The organism is Acinetobacter gandensis, from assembly GCF_001678755.1.
In the GTDB taxonomy this organism is placed as follows: Bacteria; Pseudomonadota; Gammaproteobacteria; order Pseudomonadales; family Moraxellaceae; genus Acinetobacter; species Acinetobacter gandensis.
This window is the reverse complement of the sequence record NZ_LZDS01000027.1, coordinates 1-22,863: the sequence shown is the minus strand read 5'-3', so window position 1 is coordinate 22,863 and position 22,863 is coordinate 1. Positions and strand designations below refer to the sequence as shown.

21 protein-coding genes are annotated in these 22,863 nt (G+C 39.7%); 12 read left to right on the top strand and 9 right to left on the bottom strand.

Going from position 1 to position 22,863, the window contains the following annotated elements:
* Positions 1-140: 140 nt before the first annotated feature.
* The 7 genes from uvrB to A9J31_RS11360 all read left to right on the top strand — a co-directional run bounded on the left by uvrB (position 141) and on the right by A9J31_RS11360 (position 9,416).
* Positions 141-2,162 (top strand): excinuclease ABC subunit UvrB, encoded by a 2,022-nt coding sequence (gene uvrB, locus A9J31_RS11390; protein WP_150923035.1) that lies wholly within the window; start codon positions 141-143, stop codon positions 2,160-2,162.
* A 148-nt stretch (positions 2,163-2,310) separates the two neighbouring features.
* Positions 2,311-2,895 carry a lipocalin family protein gene (locus A9J31_RS11385; protein WP_067765831.1) on the top strand — a complete coding sequence of 195 codons (585 nt, stop codon included), beginning with the start codon at positions 2,311-2,313 and terminating at the stop codon, positions 2,893-2,895.
* Between the two features lie 130 nt (positions 2,896-3,025).
* Positions 3,026-3,955, top strand: coding sequence for an EamA family transporter RarD (gene rarD / locus A9J31_RS11380; RefSeq protein ID WP_067765827.1), 930 nt, complete (start codon positions 3,026-3,028; stop codon positions 3,953-3,955).
* Between the two features lie 293 nt (positions 3,956-4,248).
* On the top strand, positions 4,249-5,952 hold the full coding sequence (locus tag A9J31_RS11375; protein WP_067765824.1) for a hypothetical protein: 1,704 nt from the start codon (positions 4,249-4,251) through the stop codon (positions 5,950-5,952).
* A gap of 330 nt (positions 5,953-6,282) precedes the next feature.
* Positions 6,283-7,740 carry a glyceraldehyde-3-phosphate dehydrogenase gene (locus A9J31_RS11370; RefSeq protein WP_067765822.1) on the top strand — a complete coding sequence of 486 codons (1,458 nt, stop codon included), beginning with the start codon at positions 6,283-6,285 and terminating at the stop codon, positions 7,738-7,740.
* Positions 7,741-8,015: 275 nt separating this feature from the next.
* Entirely contained in the window at positions 8,016-8,732 is a 717-nt protein-coding gene (locus A9J31_RS11365; RefSeq protein ID WP_067765819.1) for an MFS transporter, read from the top strand.
* A gap of 3 nt (positions 8,733-8,735) precedes the next feature.
* A complete protein-coding gene (locus A9J31_RS11360; RefSeq protein WP_067765816.1) occupies positions 8,736-9,416 on the top strand; it encodes a hypothetical protein in 681 nt (226 codons plus the stop codon).
* Between the two features lie 66 nt (positions 9,417-9,482).
* Here the strand turns inward: A9J31_RS11360 and A9J31_RS11355 are convergent, their stop codons facing one another.
* Complete coding sequence (locus tag A9J31_RS11355; protein ID WP_067765813.1) at positions 9,483-10,340, bottom strand: SDR family oxidoreductase; 858 nt, start codon at positions 10,338-10,340, stop codon at positions 9,483-9,485.
* A 115-nt stretch (positions 10,341-10,455) separates the two neighbouring features.
* Here A9J31_RS11355 and A9J31_RS11350 point away from each other — a divergent pair, with 115 nt between their 5' ends.
* The 3 genes from A9J31_RS11350 (at position 10,456) to proB (ending at position 13,428) form a co-directional block, all read left to right on the top strand.
* Positions 10,456-10,830, top strand: a complete 375-nt coding sequence (locus A9J31_RS11350) for a winged helix-turn-helix transcriptional regulator (RefSeq protein WP_067765810.1) — start codon at positions 10,456-10,458, stop codon at positions 10,828-10,830.
* A 211-nt stretch (positions 10,831-11,041) separates the two neighbouring features.
* On the top strand, positions 11,042-12,253 hold the full coding sequence (gene cgtA / locus A9J31_RS11345) for an Obg family GTPase CgtA (protein WP_067765807.1): 1,212 nt from the start codon (positions 11,042-11,044) through the stop codon (positions 12,251-12,253).
* A 41-nt stretch (positions 12,254-12,294) separates the two neighbouring features.
* Positions 12,295-13,428 carry a glutamate 5-kinase gene (proB, locus tag A9J31_RS11340; RefSeq protein ID WP_067765804.1) on the top strand — a complete coding sequence of 378 codons (1,134 nt, stop codon included), beginning with the start codon at positions 12,295-12,297 and terminating at the stop codon, positions 13,426-13,428.
* A 57-nt stretch (positions 13,429-13,485) separates the two neighbouring features.
* Here the strand turns inward: proB and arsH are convergent, their stop codons facing one another.
* From arsH to A9J31_RS11310, 6 genes are all read right to left on the bottom strand, one after another.
* Complete coding sequence (gene arsH, locus A9J31_RS11335; protein ID WP_067765801.1) at positions 13,486-14,190, bottom strand: arsenical resistance protein ArsH; 705 nt, start codon at positions 14,188-14,190, stop codon at positions 13,486-13,488.
* A gap of 1 nt (position 14,191) precedes the next feature.
* A complete protein-coding gene (gene arsB, locus A9J31_RS11330; protein WP_067765798.1) occupies positions 14,192-15,232 on the bottom strand; it encodes an ACR3 family arsenite efflux transporter in 1,041 nt (346 codons plus the stop codon).
* Positions 15,232-15,705, bottom strand: a complete 474-nt coding sequence (locus A9J31_RS11325) for an arsenate reductase ArsC (RefSeq protein WP_067765794.1) — start codon at positions 15,703-15,705, stop codon at positions 15,232-15,234. The genes arsB and A9J31_RS11325 overlap by 1 nt, the downstream gene beginning before the upstream one ends.
* The gene (locus A9J31_RS11320; protein WP_067765791.1) at positions 15,702-16,031 is read right to left on the bottom strand and encodes a metalloregulator ArsR/SmtB family transcription factor; all 330 of its coding nucleotides are present in this window, start codon (positions 16,029-16,031) and stop codon (positions 15,702-15,704) included. The genes A9J31_RS11325 and A9J31_RS11320 overlap by 4 nt, the downstream gene beginning before the upstream one ends.
* A gap of 202 nt (positions 16,032-16,233) precedes the next feature.
* Positions 16,234-16,830 (bottom strand): undecaprenyl-diphosphatase, encoded by a 597-nt coding sequence (locus A9J31_RS11315; RefSeq protein ID WP_067765788.1) that lies wholly within the window; start codon positions 16,828-16,830, stop codon positions 16,234-16,236.
* A 173-nt stretch (positions 16,831-17,003) separates the two neighbouring features.
* On the bottom strand, positions 17,004-17,705 hold the full coding sequence (locus A9J31_RS11310; RefSeq protein ID WP_067765785.1) for an SIMPL domain-containing protein: 702 nt from the start codon (positions 17,703-17,705) through the stop codon (positions 17,004-17,006).
* Positions 17,706-18,189: 484 nt separating this feature from the next.
* Here A9J31_RS11310 and A9J31_RS11305 point away from each other — a divergent pair, with 484 nt between their 5' ends.
* Both A9J31_RS11305 and A9J31_RS11300 read left to right on the top strand, forming a co-directional pair.
* Complete coding sequence (locus A9J31_RS11305) at positions 18,190-19,563, top strand: diaminobutyrate--2-oxoglutarate transaminase (protein ID WP_067765782.1); 1,374 nt, start codon at positions 18,190-18,192, stop codon at positions 19,561-19,563.
* 3 nt (positions 19,564-19,566) lie between these two features.
* The gene (locus A9J31_RS11300) at positions 19,567-21,099 is read left to right on the top strand and encodes a pyridoxal phosphate-dependent decarboxylase family protein (RefSeq protein ID WP_067765779.1); all 1,533 of its coding nucleotides are present in this window, start codon (positions 19,567-19,569) and stop codon (positions 21,097-21,099) included.
* A 373-nt stretch (positions 21,100-21,472) separates the two neighbouring features.
* Here A9J31_RS11300 and A9J31_RS11295 read toward each other — a convergent pair whose 3' ends face one another.
* Both A9J31_RS11295 and A9J31_RS11290 read right to left on the bottom strand, forming a co-directional pair.
* A complete protein-coding gene (locus A9J31_RS11295) occupies positions 21,473-22,525 on the bottom strand; it encodes a Rieske 2Fe-2S domain-containing protein (RefSeq protein WP_067765776.1) in 1,053 nt (350 codons plus the stop codon).
* 120 nt (positions 22,526-22,645) lie between these two features.
* Positions 22,646-22,863, bottom strand: a 218-nt coding sequence (locus A9J31_RS11290) for an IS1 family transposase (RefSeq protein ID WP_162270491.1), incomplete at its 5' end; no start/stop codon positions are given.

Below are 22,863 nucleotides of genomic sequence, written 5' to 3'. Positions count from 1 at the left end.
TCCGTCTGTGAAATTAAGCCTTGAACATAATGTGAAGAGCAAAAAGTGAAATTGTATTCATGTTGTTTGCATAAATTTAACGTTGTTTTGCATAACTTTGCCCTCATAATAAAGCTTGAGTTGAATTGTCTAAGAAGAGTGTGATGCAGGAACAGCCTTTTGAATTGGTTACCCAATATCAGCCCGCAGGGGATCAGCCTCAAGCCATTGAAAAATTGGTGCATGGGGTGGAAAAGGGCATGCATGATCAGTTGTTATTGGGTGTAACAGGTTCGGGTAAAACCTATACCATGGCTAATGTTATTGCACGTACCCAGCGCCCGACTATTGTCATGGCGCATAACAAAACTTTGGCTGCACAGTTGTATGGTGAGTTTAAGGCATTCTTCCCACACAATGCAGTTGAATACTTCGTTAGCTATTATGACTACTATCAGCCCGAAGCGTATGTGCCATCTTCAGATACATTCATTGAAAAAGATTCTTCGATTAACGACCATATTGACCAAATGCGACTGTCAGCGACGCGTGCTTTATTGGAAAGACGTGATGCAATTATTGTTGCTTCGGTTTCTGCAATTTATGGTTTGGGCGATCCGAATGCCTATATGAGCATGCTCTTACACATTGTTGAGGGTGATCGTATTAACCGTGATGATATCATTCGTCGCTTAGTCGAAATGCAATATACCCGTAACGAGTTAGAATTCTTGCGTGGTACTTATCGTATCCGTGGTGAAATTATTGATATTTTCCCTGCGGAATCAGATCAAAATGCCATTCGTATTGAACTGTTTGATGATGAAGTTGATTCCATTCGATGGTTTGATCCACTGACAGGAAAATTGGTTCGAAAAGTGCCACGGGTAACGATCTATCCAAAAAGCCACTATGTCACACCAAAAGATAATTTAACGCGAGCAATTGGGACGATTCGTGAAGAATTAACTGAACGACTTGGCTTTTTCCGCGCCAATGATAAGTTACTTGAAGCACAACGAATTGAACAGCGGACCCGTTATGACCTCGAAATGATGCAGCAACTTGGATATACCAACGGTATTGAAAACTATTCACGTCATTTATCTGGTCGTCCATCGGGTGAAGCGCCGCCAACCTTATTTGATTATGTTCCAGATGACGCTTTATTAATTATTGATGAATCACATGTGACTGTTCCACAAATTGGCGCGATGTATAAAGGGGACCGTTCACGTAAAGAAAATTTAGTGAATTATGGTTTCCGTTTACCAAGTGCATTGGACAATCGCCCGATGAAATTTGAGGAATGGGAGAGAATTGTTCCATCGACTATTTATGTCAGTGCTACACCTGCGCATTATGAGATGGAAAAGTCAGAGCAAGTGGTTGAACAAGTGGTACGTCCAACCGGCTTGGTAGACCCTGAAATTGAAATTCGTCCAGTACTGACCCAAGTCGATGATGTATTGTCCGAGATTAATAATCGTAAAGAACTCAATGAACGTGTTCTCGTGACCACACTGACCAAACGTATGGCAGAAGACCTAACCTCATATTTAAAAGAATATGGCGTGAAAGTCGCTTATTTACACTCAGATATTGATACGGTTGAACGAACCAAAATTATTCATGAGTTACGTTCTGGTGTGTATGACGCGATTGTAGGTATTAACTTATTGCGTGAAGGTCTAGATATGCCCGAAGTTTCTTTGGTCGCAATTTTAGATGCCGACAAAGAAGGCTTTCTGCGCTCAGAGCGTTCACTGATTCAGACCATTGGTCGAGCAGCACGTAACTTAAATGGTAAAGCGATTTTATATGCAGACCGTATGACCGATTCGATGCAAAAAGCCATTGATGAAACGGATCGCCGTCGTAATTTACAAATTGCATTTAACTTAGAGCATGGTATTACCCCACGTAGTGCGGTTCGTCAAAATGTCAAAGATATTGATACTGGTGAAGTGCTGCAAGATGACGAAATTGACGAAAAAATTTCACAACAAGCGAAAGCTTTGAGTGCAGATGAGCGTCATTTAATGTCAGATCCGAAACTTTTAGCGAAACATATGAACAAGCTTGAAAAAGAAATGTTAAAAGCTTCGAAGGAGTTGCAATTTGAACAGGCAGCAAGGCTACGTGATGAAATCCTTCGCTTGAAAGCGCAAATGATTCAATAGTCTTGTTAGACAATAATACTATTTTGAGCTGTATTGAACTACATAACTTAGACAAAAATATGAGTTAATTCGCATATTTATTGTTTAAAGTAAATTTATATCGAAAGACATTTGATCGTAAGTTTGCATCTAAAATGAGGAAAGCTTGATGACTACAAATATTCCGAAAGCGGGTTTTAAATTGGCTAAAATTGCAGTGGGTGCAGCAGTATTAATTGGTTTAGGTGCAGCGACTATGGCATATGCACAGACCAAACCATTACAGACAGTCGAAAAAGTAGAACTCGATCGTTATTTAGGTATGTGGTATGAAGTCGCTCGTAAGCCTCTGGTATTTCAAAAAAGCTGTGACCGTGATGTGACTGCGGTTTATACCTTAAATGAAAATGGCAATATTAATGTCAATAACAGTTGTTTTGCCAAAGACGGTACCAAGAAGCAGTCCATTGGTGAAGCTTTTGTTCAAAATGCACCCTTTAATACCAAGTTAAAAGTGAGCTTTCTACCAGAATCAATTCGCTGGTTACCTATTGGACGTGGTGATTATTGGGTATTAAAAGCCGATGAAGATTACCAAACTGTTCTTGTGGGAGAGCCACGTCGTAAATATATGTGGGTCCTTTCACGTTCTGCTCATCCTGTTCAAGCAGTCGTTCAAGACTACTTAAATTATGCCAAATCTGTAGGCTATGATTTATCCGATGTGATTCATACGAAACAGACAGCAAAATAGTCAAAATATTTGAACAATTGCTAAAAAACCATGCCTGTGCATGGTTTTTTATTTGCTAGAATACATGCTAAAGCGCTTGAAGTTTCAAGCGAAATCCAAATGATTGATCCCCGTATTCTAGAGGTAATAGATGTATAAAGGCGTTGCTTTGTCTGTGTTGGCATCTGTTACTTTTGGTGTTTTGTATTTCTATACGCTTTTTTTAAAGCCTATGGATAGTGAGCAAACCTTCGCGTGGCGAATGTTAGCAACCTTGCCATTTCTAACACTTTTTATGTGGTGGATGGGGGACTTAAAAAAAGTCAGTGAGATTTTTTGGCGAACCATCAAACAGCCAATTTTTTTACTGTGGTTATTGATGAGCTCATTTTTATGCACCACGCAGCTTTGGTTGTTTTTGTGGGGGCCGATTAATGGACGGGGCTTAGAAGTATCACTTGGCTATTTCTTATTGCCTTTGGTCATGGTTTTAGTCGGATGTGTTCTTTACAAAGAAAAATTATCGGCCTGGCAAATGGCAGCTGTGGTTTTAGCGGTATTGGGTGTGGGGCATGAAATTTGGCGTATAGGCAGCATTGCATGGGAAACCGTCTATGTGGCTGTGGCATATCCTATTTATTTCTTCTTAAGACGCACGTTTAAAACGGATCACCTTGGCGGTTTTTGGTGGGATCTCTGCCTTATTTTGCCTGTCGCATTTTACTTAGGCTTCATTCATAGCAATACCTTTGAATTAATGGCTGTTTTTCCACACCTGATTTTGGCCGTTATTGGACTAGGGTTTTTAAGCGCATTAGGCCTAGGAAGTTATATGCTTGCGAGCCGTTACTTGCCTTTTGTTATCTTTGGTTTATTGAGCTATTTAGAGCCAGTTTTGTTGGCATTTGCATCGATTGCCTTAGGTGAACGCGTAGAAGCCGAAGAATGGTTAACCTATATCCCTATTTGGGGGGCGGTACTGTTATTGGTGATTGAAGGTGCTCTACATTTAATCAAGCAAAAGCGAAAGGAACAGGCGTTAGCGAATAATGTGGAAAAGCTCAAAAAACGTATGGACTAAGATCAATGATATATACATTTGATAGTGTAAATCTTTCTCTAAAAAAATCTTATATTTTCAATAAAAATATAAAAAACTCTATCTCAATACTAATTTAAGTTGAAAAAATGAATCGTAGTTTTTAGTGAATTTGTCGTTTAAATGCTAATCTAAGGTACTAATAAGAACCGTATTATTTGGTGATATATTCAAGATGAATGATGTTGAATAACCTGCAATATCTTATTAATATTTGTTTTATATAAAAATAAACCTAAATAGCCGACATTTTGTCATTAGACCAAGGATAGGACATGCAATTCGTTGGTATTCCATATTCATTACGCATTCAGCTTTTACAACTCGAACCACATTTGGATGAGCACTGGCAAACCGTATTAACCCAAATTTTTGCTCAACTGGATCTTGATCAGTGTCAGCAAGTGGCACAAAACGATTTGGCTCGAAAAGGCATTGTATGGAACGCGCAAAATCATAAATTTACTTTAAGCAATCCAATGAACTTGGGTATGTTACTCAAACTGCTAAATGATGAAAACATGCGCTCTATTGCACAGCATCTGGGTGAACAACTTAATTTACTGATGCAACAAACAGATAGCGTAAGTATTGCAAAGCAATTAGAAGCAGATCTGGAATTAATTCAGTCTATTGATGTTGAAGATGATTTTGAGCATCAACTTGAAAAAATATTATTGCATCGAACTTATATTTTTAATGCAGCACAAATTATTCGGAGTTTGGCATTAACTCCTCCTGAAGATATACGTCAATTAAGTGCTCATCAAGTGAAGCGCTTTATTGTTGAAGTTTACTTAAAGCAGCAACTTTTAGCAGATGGATTTCAAACATCTTTAAAAGCACAGGACATCGCACATCCAATTTTTAAATATTTTTTAGCGCGAGAGCAGCAAAGTCGACATTTTTATGTCCTTCAAACGCCGAGTGATTATTTTATTGTTGCGCCGTGTGCTCAGACGGAGCTTACATTTTCAGCACGACGTTTTTTAGAAACAGAACAATCCGAATTTTCAGATTTTCCTTTATTAAATGGCTTGGCTTTAGATATTCGAAGTTCGGTTGAAAACGAGTTTATTGAACATTTTAAAAATCAGGTCATGCTTTTAGCCGGTGCACAAGCACATGTACCCATCGATATTCAAAGTTTGATGGATCAATTTCAACAGATTAGTGATGATAAATTACTTCCGATATTGCAGCTTGATTCAACCAAAAACATTGCTTTAGCAATCGAGCGATTTGAAGAAATATTCACATTAAAAATTTTAAGCCCACTCCATCGATTATTGAAATATGAAGTTGATGACTCAAATCATTTTGACTTTATTTATTTTAGAACGATGCAAATACTTGCGCCACTCTTGATGAGCATTGAGATGTTGCGCATACAGCCTGAATTGGTCAATGATAATGAATTCGCCAAATTTGCAGATAAAATGCAGGGCTTCAAGCAATTACTTGAAAAAAGGCGCGCATTTATCTTTGCTCCGCATAATGAAGATAGTTGGGAAGATCATCATGAAATGAGTCTGTACCTGCTAACTCAGTTGAAAACTATGCTTACAGCACAACTTGCAGAACATGAACAAATTAAAGTGACACAGGAAGATTTCAGTCCACACTCTGGGACACATGTCACGTTGTCTCGTCGACGAACCCAAATGGGGGAATATGAGTCAAACGACTTGGAACGAGCAAAAGCAGAACAACAGTTAAAACGCAAAATTTTTATGCATGCTGTGCAGATGATTCGTGATCATGCGCAGCAGTGCATCGCACTTAATTTTGAAAATTTAAGACATGAATCATCTACTCGATCCATTCATCATATGCGTCACTACGCTTGTTGTGCGGGTGACAATGGATTAAGTGCTCTACCACATATAATTCAACTGCCAAATAGTTACTTCGAATTTGATATTGAACAATTTAGAGAGTCAGTCGATGTAGACAATAAAAATGAATCTATAAAATGACGTGCTTTGGATCAAAATAACCATTTTAAAGTTCGGACTATGGCTTGAATTTATTCGATTGTGGCAGGCAGTTGTTTATAAAATATAGACGTATTGTCTGATAAAGCTACATTTAGAAATTTGTGACAAAAAACATCAAAAAACCAGTTTTTAAACTTTCAGTCATAAAATCATGAAAATAATTACAACTATTTTAAAAATTTATAGTGAATATATAAGAAAATAGCCGAGCAGAGCAGTGCTTTTGGATTCATTAATTTAACGAATTCCATTACAATTATGGGGTTTTGAAATTTAGCCTAGATTTACAATTAATTAGAGGACGTATCTGTGAGCAAAGACACTATCGTTGCCCTACATGCAGAGCACCAAGGTCGCTGGAAAAACCGTGAAGAACTTGCGGAACGTATGATTGCCCTAGTGGGTCAGTTATATCGTGAAAAAAACATCGTAGCAACAGTGTACGGTCGCTCTTTAATTAACCGTTCTGTTATCCAAATTCTAAAAGCACACCGTCGTACTCGCGTATTAGACGTTGAACTTTCTGTTGTAAACACTTTCCCAATTCTTGAAGCTTTATCTAAAGTTGAAAACATTGGTACTGCTGAAATTGATCTTGGTAAACTTGCAGAAGCTTACAAAGCACAAGGCGGCGACATCGATGCATTTGTTGCAGATGCTGTTAAATCATTACAAGGTAGCGCTGCTGCTGTAGAACACAAAGACGTTGTTCTTTACGGTTTCGGTCGTATCGGTCGTATCCTTGCACGTTTAATGATTGGTCAATCAGGTTTAGGCCGTGGTCTTAACCTTAAAGCTATCGTTGTACGTAAATCTTCTGATGGCGATTTAGAAAAACGTGCGTCTTTGTTACGCCGTGACTCTATTCATGGTCCATTCGCAGGTACGATTTCTGTAGATGAAGAAAACGAAGCAATCATTGCAAACGGTAACTTCATTAAAGTAATTTACGCTTCTAACCCATCTGAAGTTGATTACACTGCTTACGGTATTAACAATGCACTTGTGATTGATAACACTGGTAAATGGCGTGATTCAGAAGGTCTTGCTCAACACCTTAAATGCCCAGGCGCTGCACGTGTAATTCTTACTGCACCTGGTAAAGGTGATATGAAGAACGTTGTTTACGGCGTAAACCAAGCAGATATCCTTGATGAAGATACAATCATCTCTGCTGCAAGCTGTACAACAAACGCGATCACTCCAACACTTAAAGTGTTAAACGATAAATACACAGTGATCAATGGTCACGTTGAAACAGTTCACTCGTTCACAAACGACCAAAACTTAATCGACAACTACCATAAAGCGGATCGTCGTGGTCGTGCTGCGACTCTAAACATGGTAATTACTGAAACTGGTGCTGCTAAAGCGGTTGCTAAAGCACTTCCAGCGCTTCAAGGTAAATTGACAGGTAACTCTGTACGTGTACCTACACCAAACGTGTCACTTGCTATTTTGAACCTAACATTGGGTCAAGACGTTGATCGTGAAGAAGTGAATGAATATATTCGTCAAATTTCGATCAACTCTAACCTTCAAGGTCAAATTGGTTATACAAACTCGACTGAAGTTGTGTCATCTGACTTTATCGGTTCACGCACTGCAGGTGTATTTGATGCGCAAGCAACAATCACTTCAGGCAACCGTTTAACTGCTTATGTTTGGTACGATAACGAAGTAGGTTATAGCTGCCAAGTATTGCGTATTGCTGAACAAATGGGCGGCGTAAGCTATCCAAAAGTTCCTGCTGAAACTAATGCTTAATTAGTTCACGCTGTAAAAAAGGGCCTCATTTGAGGCTCTTTTTTTATGCAATATTTTAAAGAAGTCGGATTTAATTGATCAAAATTGACAGGGTATTCTGTGATTTATGCCACTGCAAAAAAAGTCATTGTCACTTAAAATCAAAAGCCATTAATACTTTATGTGTAGTAAGTTAATGAAATTAATAAAAAAATAACTACAAAAAATTGCAAACCCAATCGTATTATTCAGTAAAGATAGAGCTGTAAAACAATAAAAGTAAAAAGGACTTTAGTTTGCAAGTGAAACACATGCTCAGTGGATTGGCATTTATAGTGTTTGCTGCACTCATCGGCTTGTTCATCGCGATATGGGTGTTTAAACATTTTAATATTTACATTCCGCTCGAAAACCAAAACGTCAATATTGATCTACAAGAACCTTTACAAGCTGAAGTGAAGATTCATGACGCCTTAGATGTTGATGTGACTGGGCGGGTAAATGCCGAAATACCAATTCATGAAAATTTGAATATTCCGTTGACGCAAACTCTGACACCACGTGTCTATTTTGATAATCAAGTCCCGATTAAAACCACAATTCCTGTACGCGAGACGTTAAAAGTCAATCAAAATTTGCCAGTAGACACCCAAGTAAAAGTCAAAGTTATGGGACAAAACATCACTTTGCCATTGAAAGGTGATATTCCGATTCAGTTAGATATTCCAGTCAACATAGATGTTCCACTTGAGCAAAAAGTACATTTAAAATTCGATGCACCGGTCAAAACTGTACTTAAGGAAAATCTACACATTCCTTTAAATGCTAATTTAAAAACCAATATCCCAATTGAAGGGAAGTTAAATGTCCCGATTAAGACAGCGCTTAAGGCAACCGTTGATGTAAAAAACACGCTGCCAGTAAAAATTCAAAAAGGCGAATTGGTCATTCCGTTGAAAACCATGCGTTTAAACCGTGAACAAAAAGCTGCTGCGCAGTCTAAGCAGGAATAGCCTATGTGGATATTTCAATCGACAAAGCGTTTGCTGTTGAGTTTTTTTGCTGTGGTTGTATTGGTCGCCGTTTCATTTTGGCTATATTTAAATATACATGCATCTATGCAAGTGCAGGCCGATAACGCGGATATTCAACTCTCTCATTCGTTACCGACTAAAATTTCGGTAGGGAATTATTTACAAACACAATCGATTGGTACTTTGGATACCAAAATCGCTTTAGATCGTAAGCTGCAGCTTCCGCTAAAAGGTAAATATTTAGCGGATTTACAATTTAGTGTAGATGTTCCTATTTCGGTGAATATTGATTATCTGACCAATATTCAAATTAATCAGACAATGCCATTAGAGGCGACCACAGATTTAGTTATTAAAAATAAACTTGTGCCGAAGTTTCCGCTAAAAATGGATATACCAATAAAACTGGATGTCCCATTTCACTTAAAACGAACTTATAACATTCCGATTCGAATTAATTTTAATGGGCCTGTTTTTTTTGAGTTTAATGAAAGCGTAAATTTACATGTGGTACATCAGTTTGCTCCACAGCTTAATCTAAATGACCCAATGACTATGCGTAAAATCGCGAGCTTTAACGCTACGATGTATAACTCGGAACGAAATACCAAAGCCAATTTAAAAATGGCTATGGATTTACCTTTAAAGAATCTGCATCCATAAAAATCATTTGTTCAATTCAAAAAAGCCCGATCATGGAATCGGGCTTTTTATTTCAATATGACAATTTTATTTGTTCAAAGCCTTTTTTACAGCAGCTTGAAGGGATGTAGATGGATGTCCCAATAATTGCTCTAAATCTTGGCGATCACTGTACATAGCACCCTTCACAGTATGAACATCGGCATCAACAATCACGTCAACCAGGCCTGCTGGCAGACCGGCTTGTAACAGGCCTTGGCGATAGTCTTCAGGTGCTAAGTTTTGATACTGTACTGTATTGCCTGATTCAGATTGAATTGCTTCAGCAAGATCTGCCAAAGTGAAACTACTTGAGCTAGCCAATTCATAAGTCTTTTGCTCATGACCTATGCTATTTAAAACTTTTGCAGCAGCTTCTGCATAGTCAGCGCGGGTCGCGGCACTAATGCGTCCATTTTGTGCAGCACCATAGAGCACACCCGTTTCGGCAACATGTGCAACGGCAGCAAGATAGTTTTCGACATACCAGTTGTTACGTAAGAAGGTATAGTTTAGACCACTGGCTTTAATAAGACTTTCAGTTTCACGATGTTCTTCTGATAAACCTAGTGGTGAAGTATCTGCACGTAAAAGGCTTGTATAAGCAATATATGGTACGTTTGCTGCTACAGCAGCATCAATGACAGCTTTATGCTGTGGCGTACGGCGGCCAATTTCATTAGCAGAAATCAAAAGTAACTTGTCTATGCCTTGTAAGGCAGGAACTAAAGTTTCTGGCGCATCATAATTAAAATGACGCACTTCAATACCTTGTTGCTTGAATGATACAGCTTTAGCTTCATCACGTACTAGCGTAACAATATTTTGTGCAGCAGTCTCTTTAAGTAAAAATTGAATAACGAGTTGACCGAGTTGTCCTGTAGCACCTGTAATTGCGATTTTCATTTTCAAACCCTCTGTTTGATGAATAATTGAACTTGATGGTTGAATCTTAATCTGTTAACTTACTAAATGTAAGTACGTACCAAAAAGTAAGTTAGTGACTTGAAGGAAAGAATTAATGAATACCTATGCTACAAGTAAATTGCTTGGTCAAGTTTTATCCACGGAGTGTCCTTCACGTGAAATTCTTGAACATCTGACCAATAAATGGTCTGTATTAGTACTGCGTTGTTTAACTGAAGGGGTGCATCGTTTTAGCGAGTTAAAACAGCGCATTGAAGGCGTGAGCGAGAAGATGTTGGCGCAAACCTTAAAAATGTTAGAGCAGGATGGTTTCATCTTACGTACAGTTTATCCGGTCGTTCCACCCAAAGTGGAATATCAATTGACACTTATGGGTTCGCAAGCAGCTGAAAAATTAATGCATCTCATTGCTTGGGTTGAAAGAACATTACCTGAAATTATTGAAGCCAAAGAAAATGCACGCAAATAACATTTCGTTATTTGAATAAATCCTTCTTTATTTAATCTGCACTGTGTTATTCATAAAACCTACATTTTCAAAAAAGGTGTGGATGTTGCTAAAAATTTGCACCAGCAAGAAGATGAATGAAATTTATAGTATTGCTGAATAATATTGTTCGAGAAATTCTTTAAAATATGGCAGAATAAGCGGTTTTAAAGTTTTTAGAGGATTGGCAAACATGCGCTTTGTTGATGAAGCAGTCATTACCGTAGAGGCTGGCGACGGTGGCAATGGCGTAGCCAGTTTTCGCCGTGAAAAATTCGTACCATTTGGTGGTCCAGATGGTGGTGATGGTGGGCGTGGCGGTAATGTATTTGTACAAGCCGACAACGACACAAGTACCCTTGTAGATTATCGTTATACACGTAAATTCCGTGCAGAACGTGCTAAAAATGGCCGCGGTGCGAACTGCTCAGGCCGTGGCGGTGAAGATACCGTATTGCTCGTTCCAGTGGGCACAACAATTGTAGATACAGAATCTGGCGATATCATCGGCGACTTAGTGGCTGACGGTCAGCGTGTGTTAGTGGCAGCAGGCGGTGAAGGTGGTTTGGGTAATACTCACTTCAAATCTTCAACCAACCGTTCTCCACGTAAATGTACACACGGCACAAAAGGTGAATACCGTGAAATTCGTCTTGAATTAAAAGTACTGGCAGACGTGGGGCTGTTAGGCATGCCAAATGCAGGTAAATCAACATTTATCCGTGCAGTTTCAGCAGCAAAACCAAAAGTTGCAGATTATCCATTTACCACAATGGTGCCAAACCTAGGCGTGGTTGATGCAGACAGTCACCGTTCATTTGTTATGGCTGATATCCCAGGTCTAATTGAAGGTGCAGCAGAAGGTGCAGGCCTCGGTATTCGCTTCCTGAAACATTTGGCGCGTACACGTATTTTATTGCACATCGTCGATGTTCAACCGATTGATGGTTCAGACCCTGCTTATAATGCTAAAGCGATTTTGGAAGAGTTGAAAAAATTCTCCCCAACACTTTCAAAATTACCAATTGTTTTAGTGCTTAACAAAGTTGACCAATTGGCTGCTGAAACGCGTGATGAATGGTGTGATCACATTCTTGAAGAGTTAGAGTGGAACGGTCCAGTATTCAAAACTTCAGGTTTAACGTTTGAAGGTACAAAAGACGTTGTTTATTACCTGATGGATCAAATTGAAGAACAGCGTGAACGTGAAGTTGAAGATCCTGAGTATGCTGCAGAAATGAAAGCATTCCGTGATCAACTTGAAGCTGAAACACGTGAACAAACCATTGCAGCTAAAGAAGCATATCGCGAATTGCGTCGTCAACAGCGTCTTTCTGGTCAAGGTGAATTTGACGATGAAGATGATGATGGTGAAGATGAAGCAGAATCGTACTACGTACGTTAATTGTTGATTTTAGAGTCAAAGTAAAAAAGTCTGAGGACAAGATGATAGAAGTGGTAGATGGGCAGCGTCAGCTTAAGGGTTGTAAAAGAATCGTTGTTAAAATCGGATCATCTTTACTCACAGCAAACGGAAAAGGTTTAGATCTGGATGCAATCTCGCATTGGGCGGGACAAATTGCAGAACTACACAATGCAGGACATGAGATCATTCTTGTGTCTTCTGGTGCTGTGGCTGAAGGTATGGTTCGAATGAATCTGGACAGCCGACCCACAGATCTACCCAGTCTTCAGGCTTGCGCAGCCATTGGACAAATGGGTTTAATACATACTTGGTCAAGCGTTTTAGAACAACGTTCTATTCGTACAGCTCAAGTTTTATTAACCCATGACGATTTGGCTGACCGTCGTCGTTATTTGAACTCTTGTGATGCGTTGCAACACTTGATCGACTGGCGTGTCATTCCAGTCATCAATGAGAATGACACTGTTTCGACAGATGAAATTCGCTTTGGTGATAACGATACTTTGGCAGCTATGGTGGCGGGTCAGGTACATGCAGACTTATTGGTGATTTTAACTGACCAAGAAGGCATGTTTGACTCAGACCCACGCTCAAATCCAGATGCCAAACTGTTTCATACGGTGCGTGCAATGGATGAAACTTTATTTGATATGGCTGGCGGCGGCGGTAAATTTGGCCGTGGTGGCATGTTAACCAAAGTTCGTGCAGCACGTTTGGCTGCTAAGTCAGGTTGTCCAACCGTGATTGCGAGCGGTGATAGTGATAATGTGCTGTCACGTGTAATGGCAGGTGAATTACTCGGTACATTATTTATTACCGATAATGACCGTGTGACTGCACATCAGCAATGGTTAGCTGCACATTTACAAACAGCTGGACGTTTGGTGATTGATGATGGTGCTGTAAAGGCAATACGTGATAATCACCGTAGTTTATTGCCTGTTGGTGTGAAAGATGTCGAAGGGCATTTTGAACGTGGTGATGTAGTGGAATGTGTTGATATTGCAGGACATCGTGTAGCTGTTGGCCGTGTAAACTTCAGTTCACGTTCGGCAGAAATCGTTAAAGGCTTGGCCTCAGATAAAGTTCATCAAGTTTTAGGGGAAGCCCGATCACTTGAAATGATCCATCGCAATCATATGTCGATTTACTAATACTATAATTGTTTTCATACATAAAAAAATCCCGCTTTCGAGCGGGATTTTTTTTATTTATAAATTTCTCTGATTAACACGTTTAGAGAGTTCTTCAGCGCTTTCTACACGTTCCGAATAGCGGTCTGTGAGGTAAGCGGATTGACCGCGAGTCATCAGCGTATATTTATAGAGTTCTTCCATTACATCTACAATGCGGCTGTAGTAAGAAGACGGCTTCATTCGGTCTTGTTCGTCAAACTCAGTAAAAGCTTTCGCGACTGAAGATTGATTTGGAATTGTAATCATCCGCATCCATCGACCCAAAATTCGCATTTGATTGACGGCGTTGAAGGACTGCGAACCACCGCAAACTTGCATAAGTGCCAGTGTTTTGCCTTGCGTGGCACGAATAGCGCCAGCCGCAAGTGGTATCCAATCAATTTGTGCTTTCAAAATGGAGCTCATGGCACCATGACGTTCTGGTGAACACCATACCATGCCTTCTGACCACGCTAATAATTCATGTAATTCTTGAACTTTAGGGTGAGTAATCTCAGCATCTTCAGGTAAAGGAAGGCCTTTAGGGTGAAAAATCCGTACATCAGCACCAAAATATTCTAAGATTCGACCCGCTTCCATTACAGCTAAGCGGCTAAACGAACGCTCACGGTTAGACCCATAGAGCAATAATATACGTGGTGGATGCGCCAGTTCTTGTGCTTGAATCTGCGTAAATTGAGGTGTCTTCAATAAGTCGATATTAATATTTGGTAATTCCATATTAAGACTCCGAATACAGTTTTCGTTTAAGCCAAAGCGATACACTTACTAATGCAATCAGGACTGGAACTTCAACCAATGGGCCAATAATCGTGGTAAATGCAATCGGAGATGCAATGCCAAAGGTCGCGATGGCAACAGCGAGGGCAAGTTCAAAATTATTACCTGCTGCGGTAAAGGATATGGCAGTGGTTTTGGCGTAATTATTGCCCATCCATTTGCTCATCAAAAAGCTAATGAAAAACATCACCACAAAGTAGATCGTGAGGGGAATGGTAATACGCAGTACATCCATCGGAAGGCTCACGACATCTGCACCTTTGAGGCTAAACATCACGACAATGGTAAATAGTAGGGCGATCAGGCTTAAAGGGTTAATTTTTGCTATAAATTTTTCTTGATACCAGGTATTTCCTTTTTGTTTAACGAGGAAATATCGTGTAAGAAAGCCGAGCAAAAATGGGATGCCGAGATAAATCAGAACAGCTTGTGTAATGGTCCAAAAACTCACCTGTATAACTTGTGCTTCAACACCAAAAAATGGTGGAAGATAGCTTAAGAAAAACCAAGCATAGCTACTGAAAAAGAGGATTTGGAAAATGCTATTAAATGCAACCAAGGCCGCAACATATTGATTGTCACCACATGCCAGATCATTCCACACCAGTACCATCGCAATACACCGAGCTAAACCAATTAAGATCAAGCCGGTCATGTATTCTGGATAATGCTGTAAAAATACGATTGCCAAAATAAACATTAAACAAGGCGCAATGACCCAATTTTGTAGTAATGACAAAGTTAATGTACGGTTATCTTTAAAAACTTCAGGTAGTGTTTGGTAATCCACTTTGGCTAAAGGTGGATACATCATCAGAATTAAACCAATCGCAATGGCGATATTGACATTGCCTACAGTAAGTTGATTTAAGCCTGTAGAAGCACTTGGAAAATAGATACCAATTCCAATGCCTAGCCCCATTGCGATAAAAATCCATAGCGTTAGATTGCGGTCTAGAAATGACAGTTTTGCAGCAGTCATTATTGAATCTCTGAAATTTTTTGGATTTCTTTGTTAAGCTCTTCACGACTTAATTGCTTAAAATCGAGTGCAAATAAAGCATCTAAACGGCGGTTAATATGTGCCACGGTATCAAGAAAAGCTGCAAGTTTGATGTCATCTGCAAGCTCTAAATGGGAAGGATCTTCTAAGCCCCAGTGGGCTTTGATGGCAGAGCCAAAGTAAATTGGGCAAGCTTCTTGCGCAGCAGATCCACAAACAGTAATCACCACATCAGGTTCGAATTGCTCACATTCCGCAATCGTTTTACTGTATAAACCTTCGGTGGGTAAATTTAAGTTATTGAGGGTTTTGAGTGTGAGCGGATGTACGTGTCCACTAGGTTTGCTTCCTGCGCTATAAGCATGAAAACCTTCTGGTGCTCGGACATTAAATAAGACTTCGGACAAAATGCTGCGGCAACTATTGCCCGTACATAAAAATAGAAAATTCATAGTGATTCACACAATGTGGTAGTGCCTTTCGGAGAGTTTAAATCGAGATCTTTAAATCGTTCTTGGTGACGCATGACATCAAGTATTTGTGTACACCAAGTAGGCAGTGCAGGATGAATCGAGTAATACACCCATTGGCCTTTACGTTGATCACTCAAAACACCAGATGAGCGTAGTAGCGCTAGATGGCGTGAAATTTTGGGTTGGCTTAATTGAAGTGATTCGGTGAGTTCACATACGCATAGTTCACCTTTACACGCCAAAAGCATGATGATGTTCAAACGAGTCTCATCTGAAAGTAATTTGAAAAAATCAGTCTGTTCCATGTCTATCTATACATATGGATTAGCATATATATTTACATGTGAATATATAGATGTCCATATGTATAAAGGTTTTATCTAAATCTAAATTTAAAAGTTTAATGATGATTATGTGATTTACGATATTCTAAAAAACTGATTTATAAATCTCGTATTTTAGAAACATCCTCAAAGATGAGGATGTTTATTTTCAAGTGTAAGTGCTTTATTCAATCCATCCCCGTCGAATTAATAGTTTCATTAGAAAAGTATGCATATTCAATATGTAATACATAATCTTATGTTGGTGTTTCCACCAAATAGGCAAGCCTGCCAAATTTATGAAGAGAGCAATAAAAAAAGCACCGAACATATCAATAGGAAAATGTACGCCCACATACACGCGAGACCATGCTACAAGCAATGCCACCCAAATCAGTATACGACCCAAATCGCGTTTTAATGAAAAATAGTATGAGAACGCAATACCACTAAAAATACTCATGTGATTACTGGGAAAAGAGCCTGTAGGATCATGTTGTATTAAAGTTTGACCTACATCAATTACAAAGGGGCGAGGTGTGTGCAATATTGCGGATAAAATCTCACTTATACACAGTGTCACTGCGGTAAAGAGCGCAGCTTTTATAATTGCTGTTTTTGTTTCAATCTTTCCAAACAACCATGCGAAAGCAAAGATAATTAAAAATATGTAAATCAGATCATGTGCGATAAATTGAGCGAAAGTCATCATTAGTGTTGATGCATGCTCGGGCACATTTAATAAATAGTAAAGGTCAAGATTGAGTTGTTCGATAGACATGTTGCTTAAGGGGGAATAAGACAGTTGGCTAATGTAATCCTCTCGTGGCTAAAGATATAGCAAGGACTTGTAAAAATTAACGAAATAAATAAGCGCTTTGTTGAAAAGCAAAAAAGCCATCAAAAGCGACTGCTTATTTGATGGCTTTTTGATGCTAGGGCATGAACACTCAATTATTTAAACTGTATGGTGCCGTTGGCATTTACAGTGATTTTAGACTCGCCACCCGCCATTTCCTGTTCTGGAATTGCATCAGCTGCTGCAGCTTTCATCATGGCCATACGTGGTACAGGCTGACCACCATAATTGCTGGTATTTAAATTGATATTCACCAAGTTATAGCCTGACTTATTCCACGCTTGTGACAATGTTTGCGCGCGTTGTTGGAAGTTTTTAGAGGCTTCAACCATGAGTTCATTTTCTACTTTTTTTCGCTGTGCATCTGACACGCTAAAGCTGATGGACTGAGTTTGGAAATTTTGCTGTAACTCACTGACTAACTGGCTAGCAGCTTTAAAGTCAGTACTTTCTAAACGAACTTCAGCACGACCACGCCATTCTTTAAGTTTACGGCTGTCATTGTCATAGATAGGATAAGTAGTTTGTGAACCTGTTTCAATTTTTACCGATGGGTATTTTCGAGCAGTATTAACGGCCTGACTCATCAGCTGATTAATTTGTGCAGCGAGCTCAGCGGGCTGTTTGTTTGACTTTTCTATATACAGCACGGCATGCATTTCATCATTTGAAACTTGGCGCGTTGCATCGGCTTGTATATTCACAATGTTGTAATTCAATGCTTCTGCAGCCTGTGTAAGCGCAGGGAGGCTCAAACAAGAGGCTAATAAGGCAGACGATAAGATAATTTTACGCATTGTTATACCTGTTCTTCTTTAAAAATTGCTAATTTAGCGAATTTACCCATCTTAAGATGTGAATGTGATGGTTTAAAGGAATATATGTGGTTGGATTGTAATTATTTGAACATTTTTTAAAAAAATCCTAATTTTAGTAAGTTATTTTAAATCAGATGGTTAAATTAGTATTTTATGAACGGTTACAATTAATCCGTATAAGATCTAATAAAACATAAAGCAAAGAGGTTTTCTTTGTTTTGTCACACTGTAAGATGAATATTCATTCGAAATGCACTTGAATTGCAATTATTTGTACTGTTCTTGGCATTTTTGATGCTTATACCTATTTATTTTTCAAAAAAATTAGGTATTATCCGCCGTCTAGTTAGCCATTACATAAAGAGCTCTTAAAACTGACTAGAAAATCATAAAGCACCGAGTCAAAAGACCGAAAGTCCCCCGACTTATTTCTTTCAACCCATATCAGAGATGGTAATTCGATATGAGCGTTTCTTCAGTAAATTCTGCCACTAAGTCTACTAACGAATACTATTTAACTCGCCAAAGTCAAATGGAATCCAATGTTCGTAGCTATCCACGTAAACTTCCACTTGCGATAGCAAAAGCCTTAGGGTGCTGGGTTACCGATGTTGAAGGTACAGAGTACCTCGATTGTTTAGCTGGGGCAGGGACATTGGCATTAGGCCATAATCACCCTGCGGTCATTCAAAGTATCCAAGACACACTTGCAAGCGGTTTACCGTTGCATACTTTGGATTTAACAACGCCTTTAAAAGATGCTTTTACTGAAGCTTTACTTGAGCAACTCCCTGGGGGTAAAGCTGAATATTGTCTACAGTTTTGTGGCCCATCTGGTGCAGATGGTACAGAAGCAGCAATTAAATTAGCCAAAACCTATACAGGTCGTAGTTCTGTGATTAGCTTTTCCGGTGGCTATCACGGTATGACGCACGGTTCCTTAGCAATGACAGGTAACTTGTCTGCGAAGAATGCTGTGAATGGCTTGATGCCAGGTGTTCAATTTATGCCGTATCCGCATGAATACCGTTGCCCATTAGGCATTGGTGGTGAAGCGGGTGTTGATGCATTAACGTATTATTTCGAAAACTTCATTGAAGACGTAGAAAGCGGTGTAACTAAGCCAGCAGCTGTCATTTTGGAAGCGATCCAAGGTGAAGGCGGTGTGGTAACTGCACCTGTGAAGTGGTTGAAAAAAATCCGTGAAGTGACTGAAAAGCACAATATCGTGTTAATTCTTGACGAAGTTCAAGCGGGCTTTGCACGTTCAGGTAAAATGTTTGCCTTTGAACATGCGGGTATCGAACCTGATGTTGTTGTCATGTCTAAAGCGGTGGGTGGTAGCTTACCACTTGCAGTACTTGGTATTAAACGTAAATTTGATGCTTGGCAGCCTGCAGGTCATACGGGTACTTTCCGTGGTAACCAATTGGCTATGGGTACGGGTCTTGCAACGATCAAAACCATTAAAGAACAAAATCTTGCTAAAAACGCGCAGGAGCGTGGTGATTTCTTACAAGCTGAAATTAAAAAATTAGCGCAAGAATTCCCATGTATCGGTAACGTACGTGGCCGTGGTTTGATGATTGGTGTTGAAATCGTTGATGAACGTAAATCAGCGGATCACATGGGTTCATTACCAGGTGATGGTCAATTGGCAGCAGCAATCCAAGCAGCATGTTTCGATAACAAATTATTGTTAGAGAAAGGTGGTCGTAACGGTACAGTAATTCGTTTACTTTGCCCATTGATCATCAACCAAGCTGAATGTGAAGAAGTGATTGTTCGCTTCAAGAAAGCTCTTGCTGAAGCACTAGTTGCAACTCGAGGCGCGTAAGACATGGTAGATTTTGCAGAACATCGTAAAGCGTTATTCTGCAATGATGCACAATCCATTGCTGACTATCAGTCGGCAATGGATTCAGCTGTAAAAGCTGTATCTGCATGGTTGCAAAATGACAAAATGTACACAGGCGGTAGCATTAAAGAGCTTCGCTCTGCTATTGCATTTAATCCTTCTAAAGAAGGTTTAGGTGTACAAAAGTCTCTTGATCGCATGGTTGAGCTTTTCTTAAATAAAAGCTTAAAGGTGCATCATCCGCATTCTCTAGCGCATTTACACTGCCCAACGATGGTGACAAGTCAAATCGCGGAAGTGCTGATTAACGCAACAAACCAATCAATGGACTCATGGGATCAAAGCCCTGCAGGTTCATTGATGGAAGTTCAGCTTATTGACTGGCTTCGCCAAAAAGTTGGCTATGGTGCAGGTCAAGCAGGTGTATTCACCTCTGGCGGTACGCAGTCTAACTTAATGGGTGTTTTGCTTGCACGTGATGCATGTATTGCTAAAAACTGGAAAGACGAAAACGGTAACCCGTGGTCTGTTCAGCGTGATGGCGTACCTGCGGAAGCAATGCGTAACGTAAAAGTGATCTGTTCTGAAAATGCACACTTCTCTGTGCAAAAGAACATGGCCATGATGGGTATGGGTTTCCAATCTGTGGTGACTGTTCCTGTAGATGCAAATGCACGCATGGACATGGACGCACTTGAGAAAACCATGGCGCACCTTCAAGCGGAAGGTAAAATTGTGGCATGTGTGGTTGCAACTGCGGGTACAACCGATGCAGGCGCAATTGATCCATTGAAAGAAGTACGTGAAATCACTAATAAATATGGCGCGTGGATGCATATCGACGCTGCATGGGGTGGTGCACTGATTCTTTCAAATGACTATCGTTCAATGTTGGATGGTATTGAGCTATCTGACTCTGTAACGCTTGATTTCCATAAGCATTACTTCCAAACGATTTCATGTGGTGCATTCCTTCTTAAAGATGAAGCGAACTATCGTTTCATGCATTATGAAGCTGAGTACTTAAACTCTGCTTATGATGAAGAGCATGGTGTACCAAACCTTGTGTCTAAATCGCTACAAACAACTCGTCGTTTCGATGCGTTGAAATTGTGGATGACGGTTGAAGCATTGGGTGAAGAACTTTACGGTTCGATGATCGATCACGGTGTGGGGTTAACACGTGATGTTGCAGCATATATTGATGCAACTGATGGTCTAGAAATGTTGGTTGATCCACAATTCGCCTCAGTATTGTTCCGTGTAATTCCTGAAGGTTACCCAACAGAATTACTCGACACATTGAACCAAAACGTGGCTGACGAATTGTTTGCACGTGGTGAAGCGAATATTGGTGTGACTAAAGTTGGTCAAGTTCAATCATTGAAGATGACGACTTTAAGCCCAGTTGCGACTTTAGACAACGTGAAGAACTTACTTGCACTTGTGCTAGCTGAGGCTGATCGTATCAAAGGTCCAATCGCTGACGGTACTTATACACCTGCAATTGACTAATCGGTTGCTTGTGTAAAAAAAGGCGCTCAATTGAGCGCCTTTTTTATGCTTTTGAATAGCTTAGATTTATAAATAAAGTGCAACTTAATTGATGTTATAGCCGAAATTCTTCTTTAATGCATACTTTTTGTTGCGTAGGCGTATTGTTACTTTGACGGATCAAAGTAAGCAAAATCCTTGTGAGGCTAAAAGTGCATCCATGTCACCTTTGCCCCACGGCGACATCCAAGTCGCTAATCACGTTAGTCATTTAAGCTTACAAATTTAGGAATAAGATAATAAAGGTTTAAAAAGAAAATAAGGTTTGTAAAGTACTTTCCCCGCTATCTTTTAGGATAGGGTTAGGATGATGTAAAACAATTAATTACTAATCTTATGCAGCAAACAGTGGACTAAATCCTTTCTTTCGTAATAGTTTCCGATACATACTCGAACTGCGATCAGCTGGGAAATGTGCTTCTATACTCAAATCTAATGGCAAATATTCAGGCTTTTGTGATTCGGATACTAAGCGATCTTCTTCAAATATTTTTAAGTTAAAGTCGTAAGCATCTTCTACAGGCAGATCCTTGTCATAATTTCGACAAATAGGTGCAAATAGACGGGTAGAGCGGGCGGTCATTGGTGATGCCGCATTCATAATCACTTGTTTGGTATCGTTGGGAAAATGAATAGTCAGTGTTGCAGTAAAAGGCAGATGTATTTCGAAATGACGTAGCCATTGAAAACCTTCTTGACCTCTTTGATCTAAACCAATGGGGTAACGTCCAACACTACTCCAATAGTCCGCATTAAAACCTGTTACTGTCTCAATGGTTTTATAGTCGGGTACTTCAACATTTTCAGGATCGCCAAAGGTATCAGGGTGTACCCATGCAAAATGTGCAACATCAATGAAGCCTTCGAGTTGTCGACCTGCAAAACATTGAAAATCTATAGTAGGACAAACCAATTGTTGATATTCGGTATTCTCCCAATTCGGCATGACAGGAATACTTGGTTCATCATCTGTACTTGCGGTGAGACAGCACCAAATTAAACCATAGCGTTCTACAGCAGCATAAGTTTTAAGGTTAAACCTTGGGGAAATTTTATGTTCAGGATGGGCAGGAATGCGGTTGCAGTGACCTTTTTCACCAAAGCGCAGTCCATGATAACGACACACAACACCTTGACCATCATTCTTTCCTAAACTGAGAGGCACGCCACGATGCGGACAGGCATCTTTGGCAACAATGATTTCATCTCCCATTTTATAAATCACCAAAGGCATGTCTAAGAGCATTGTGCCATAAGGCTGTTCAGTAATATCTCGTGCAAGTGCAATCGGGTACCAATATTCAGCCAATAGATGCCAATCATATTCTTCAAATGTCATATGGACGGGTAAATCAGGATTAAAAGTAGAAATGGCTTTACTATTCATTTTTTGATCTGCATGGCGACTTAAATTTCAATATAGGTGAAGCTGCTGTTCAGATATATTTCAATTAATGCAATGCGCTGTACTTAAAAACTGGGTGGTGTTCTAAAAAGTATGCTGGCATCAGACATAGCCATAATTGACATAGAAGAATACCAAATCAAACACCTTAAAGTGGTTATCAAACTTCTTTGAGAAGCAGCAGGTCTTTCGAACGGCTCGTCGCAATCGGTGCCTAAGGCGACAGTTATTACCTTCTATGCCTACCGTATGCTGCTTGCCGATTTGTTTCTTGTCAGGCTTGAATGCGGTTATAAAGCTATCCCAGTTATCCATGCTAA

Bases quoted from the DNA above. Each gene is read 5' to 3' on its own strand.
- A9J31_RS11355 (WP_067765813.1), bottom strand. From the start codon at position 10,340: ATGAAAATCGCAATTACAGGTGCTACAGGACAACTCGGTCAACTCGTT.
- A9J31_RS11300 (WP_067765779.1), top strand. From the start codon at position 19,567: ATGGTAGATTTTGCAGAACATCGTAAAGCGTTATTCTGCAATGATGCA.
- A9J31_RS11350 (WP_067765810.1), top strand. From the start codon at position 10,456: ATGAATACCTATGCTACAAGTAAATTGCTTGGTCAAGTTTTATCCACG.
- cgtA (WP_067765807.1), top strand. From the start codon at position 11,042: ATGCGCTTTGTTGATGAAGCAGTCATTACCGTAGAGGCTGGCGACGGT.
- A9J31_RS11315 (WP_067765788.1), bottom strand. From the start codon at position 16,830: ATGTCTATCGAACAACTCAATCTTGACCTTTACTATTTATTAAATGTG.
- A9J31_RS11375 (WP_067765824.1), top strand. From the start codon at position 4,249: ATGCAATTCGTTGGTATTCCATATTCATTACGCATTCAGCTTTTACAA.
- A9J31_RS11310 (WP_067765785.1), bottom strand. From the start codon at position 17,705: ATGCGTAAAATTATCTTATCGTCTGCCTTATTAGCCTCTTGTTTGAGC.
- rarD (WP_067765827.1), top strand. From the start codon at position 3,026: ATGTATAAAGGCGTTGCTTTGTCTGTGTTGGCATCTGTTACTTTTGGT.
- A9J31_RS11360 (WP_067765816.1), top strand. From the start codon at position 8,736: ATGTGGATATTTCAATCGACAAAGCGTTTGCTGTTGAGTTTTTTTGCT.
- proB (WP_067765804.1), top strand. From the start codon at position 12,295: ATGATAGAAGTGGTAGATGGGCAGCGTCAGCTTAAGGGTTGTAAAAGA.
- A9J31_RS11295 (WP_067765776.1), bottom strand. From the start codon at position 22,525: ATGAATAGTAAAGCCATTTCTACTTTTAATCCTGATTTACCCGTCCAT.
- A9J31_RS11325 (WP_067765794.1), bottom strand. From the start codon at position 15,705: ATGAATTTTCTATTTTTATGTACGGGCAATAGTTGCCGCAGCATTTTG.
- A9J31_RS11385 (WP_067765831.1), top strand. From the start codon at position 2,311: ATGACTACAAATATTCCGAAAGCGGGTTTTAAATTGGCTAAAATTGCA.
- arsB (WP_067765798.1), bottom strand. From the start codon at position 15,232: ATGACTGCTGCAAAACTGTCATTTCTAGACCGCAATCTAACGCTATGG.
- A9J31_RS11320 (WP_067765791.1), bottom strand. From the start codon at position 16,031: ATGGAACAGACTGATTTTTTCAAATTACTTTCAGATGAGACTCGTTTG.
- A9J31_RS11305 (WP_067765782.1), top strand. From the start codon at position 18,190: ATGAGCGTTTCTTCAGTAAATTCTGCCACTAAGTCTACTAACGAATAC.
- arsH (WP_067765801.1), bottom strand. From the start codon at position 14,190: ATGGAATTACCAAATATTAATATCGACTTATTGAAGACACCTCAATTT.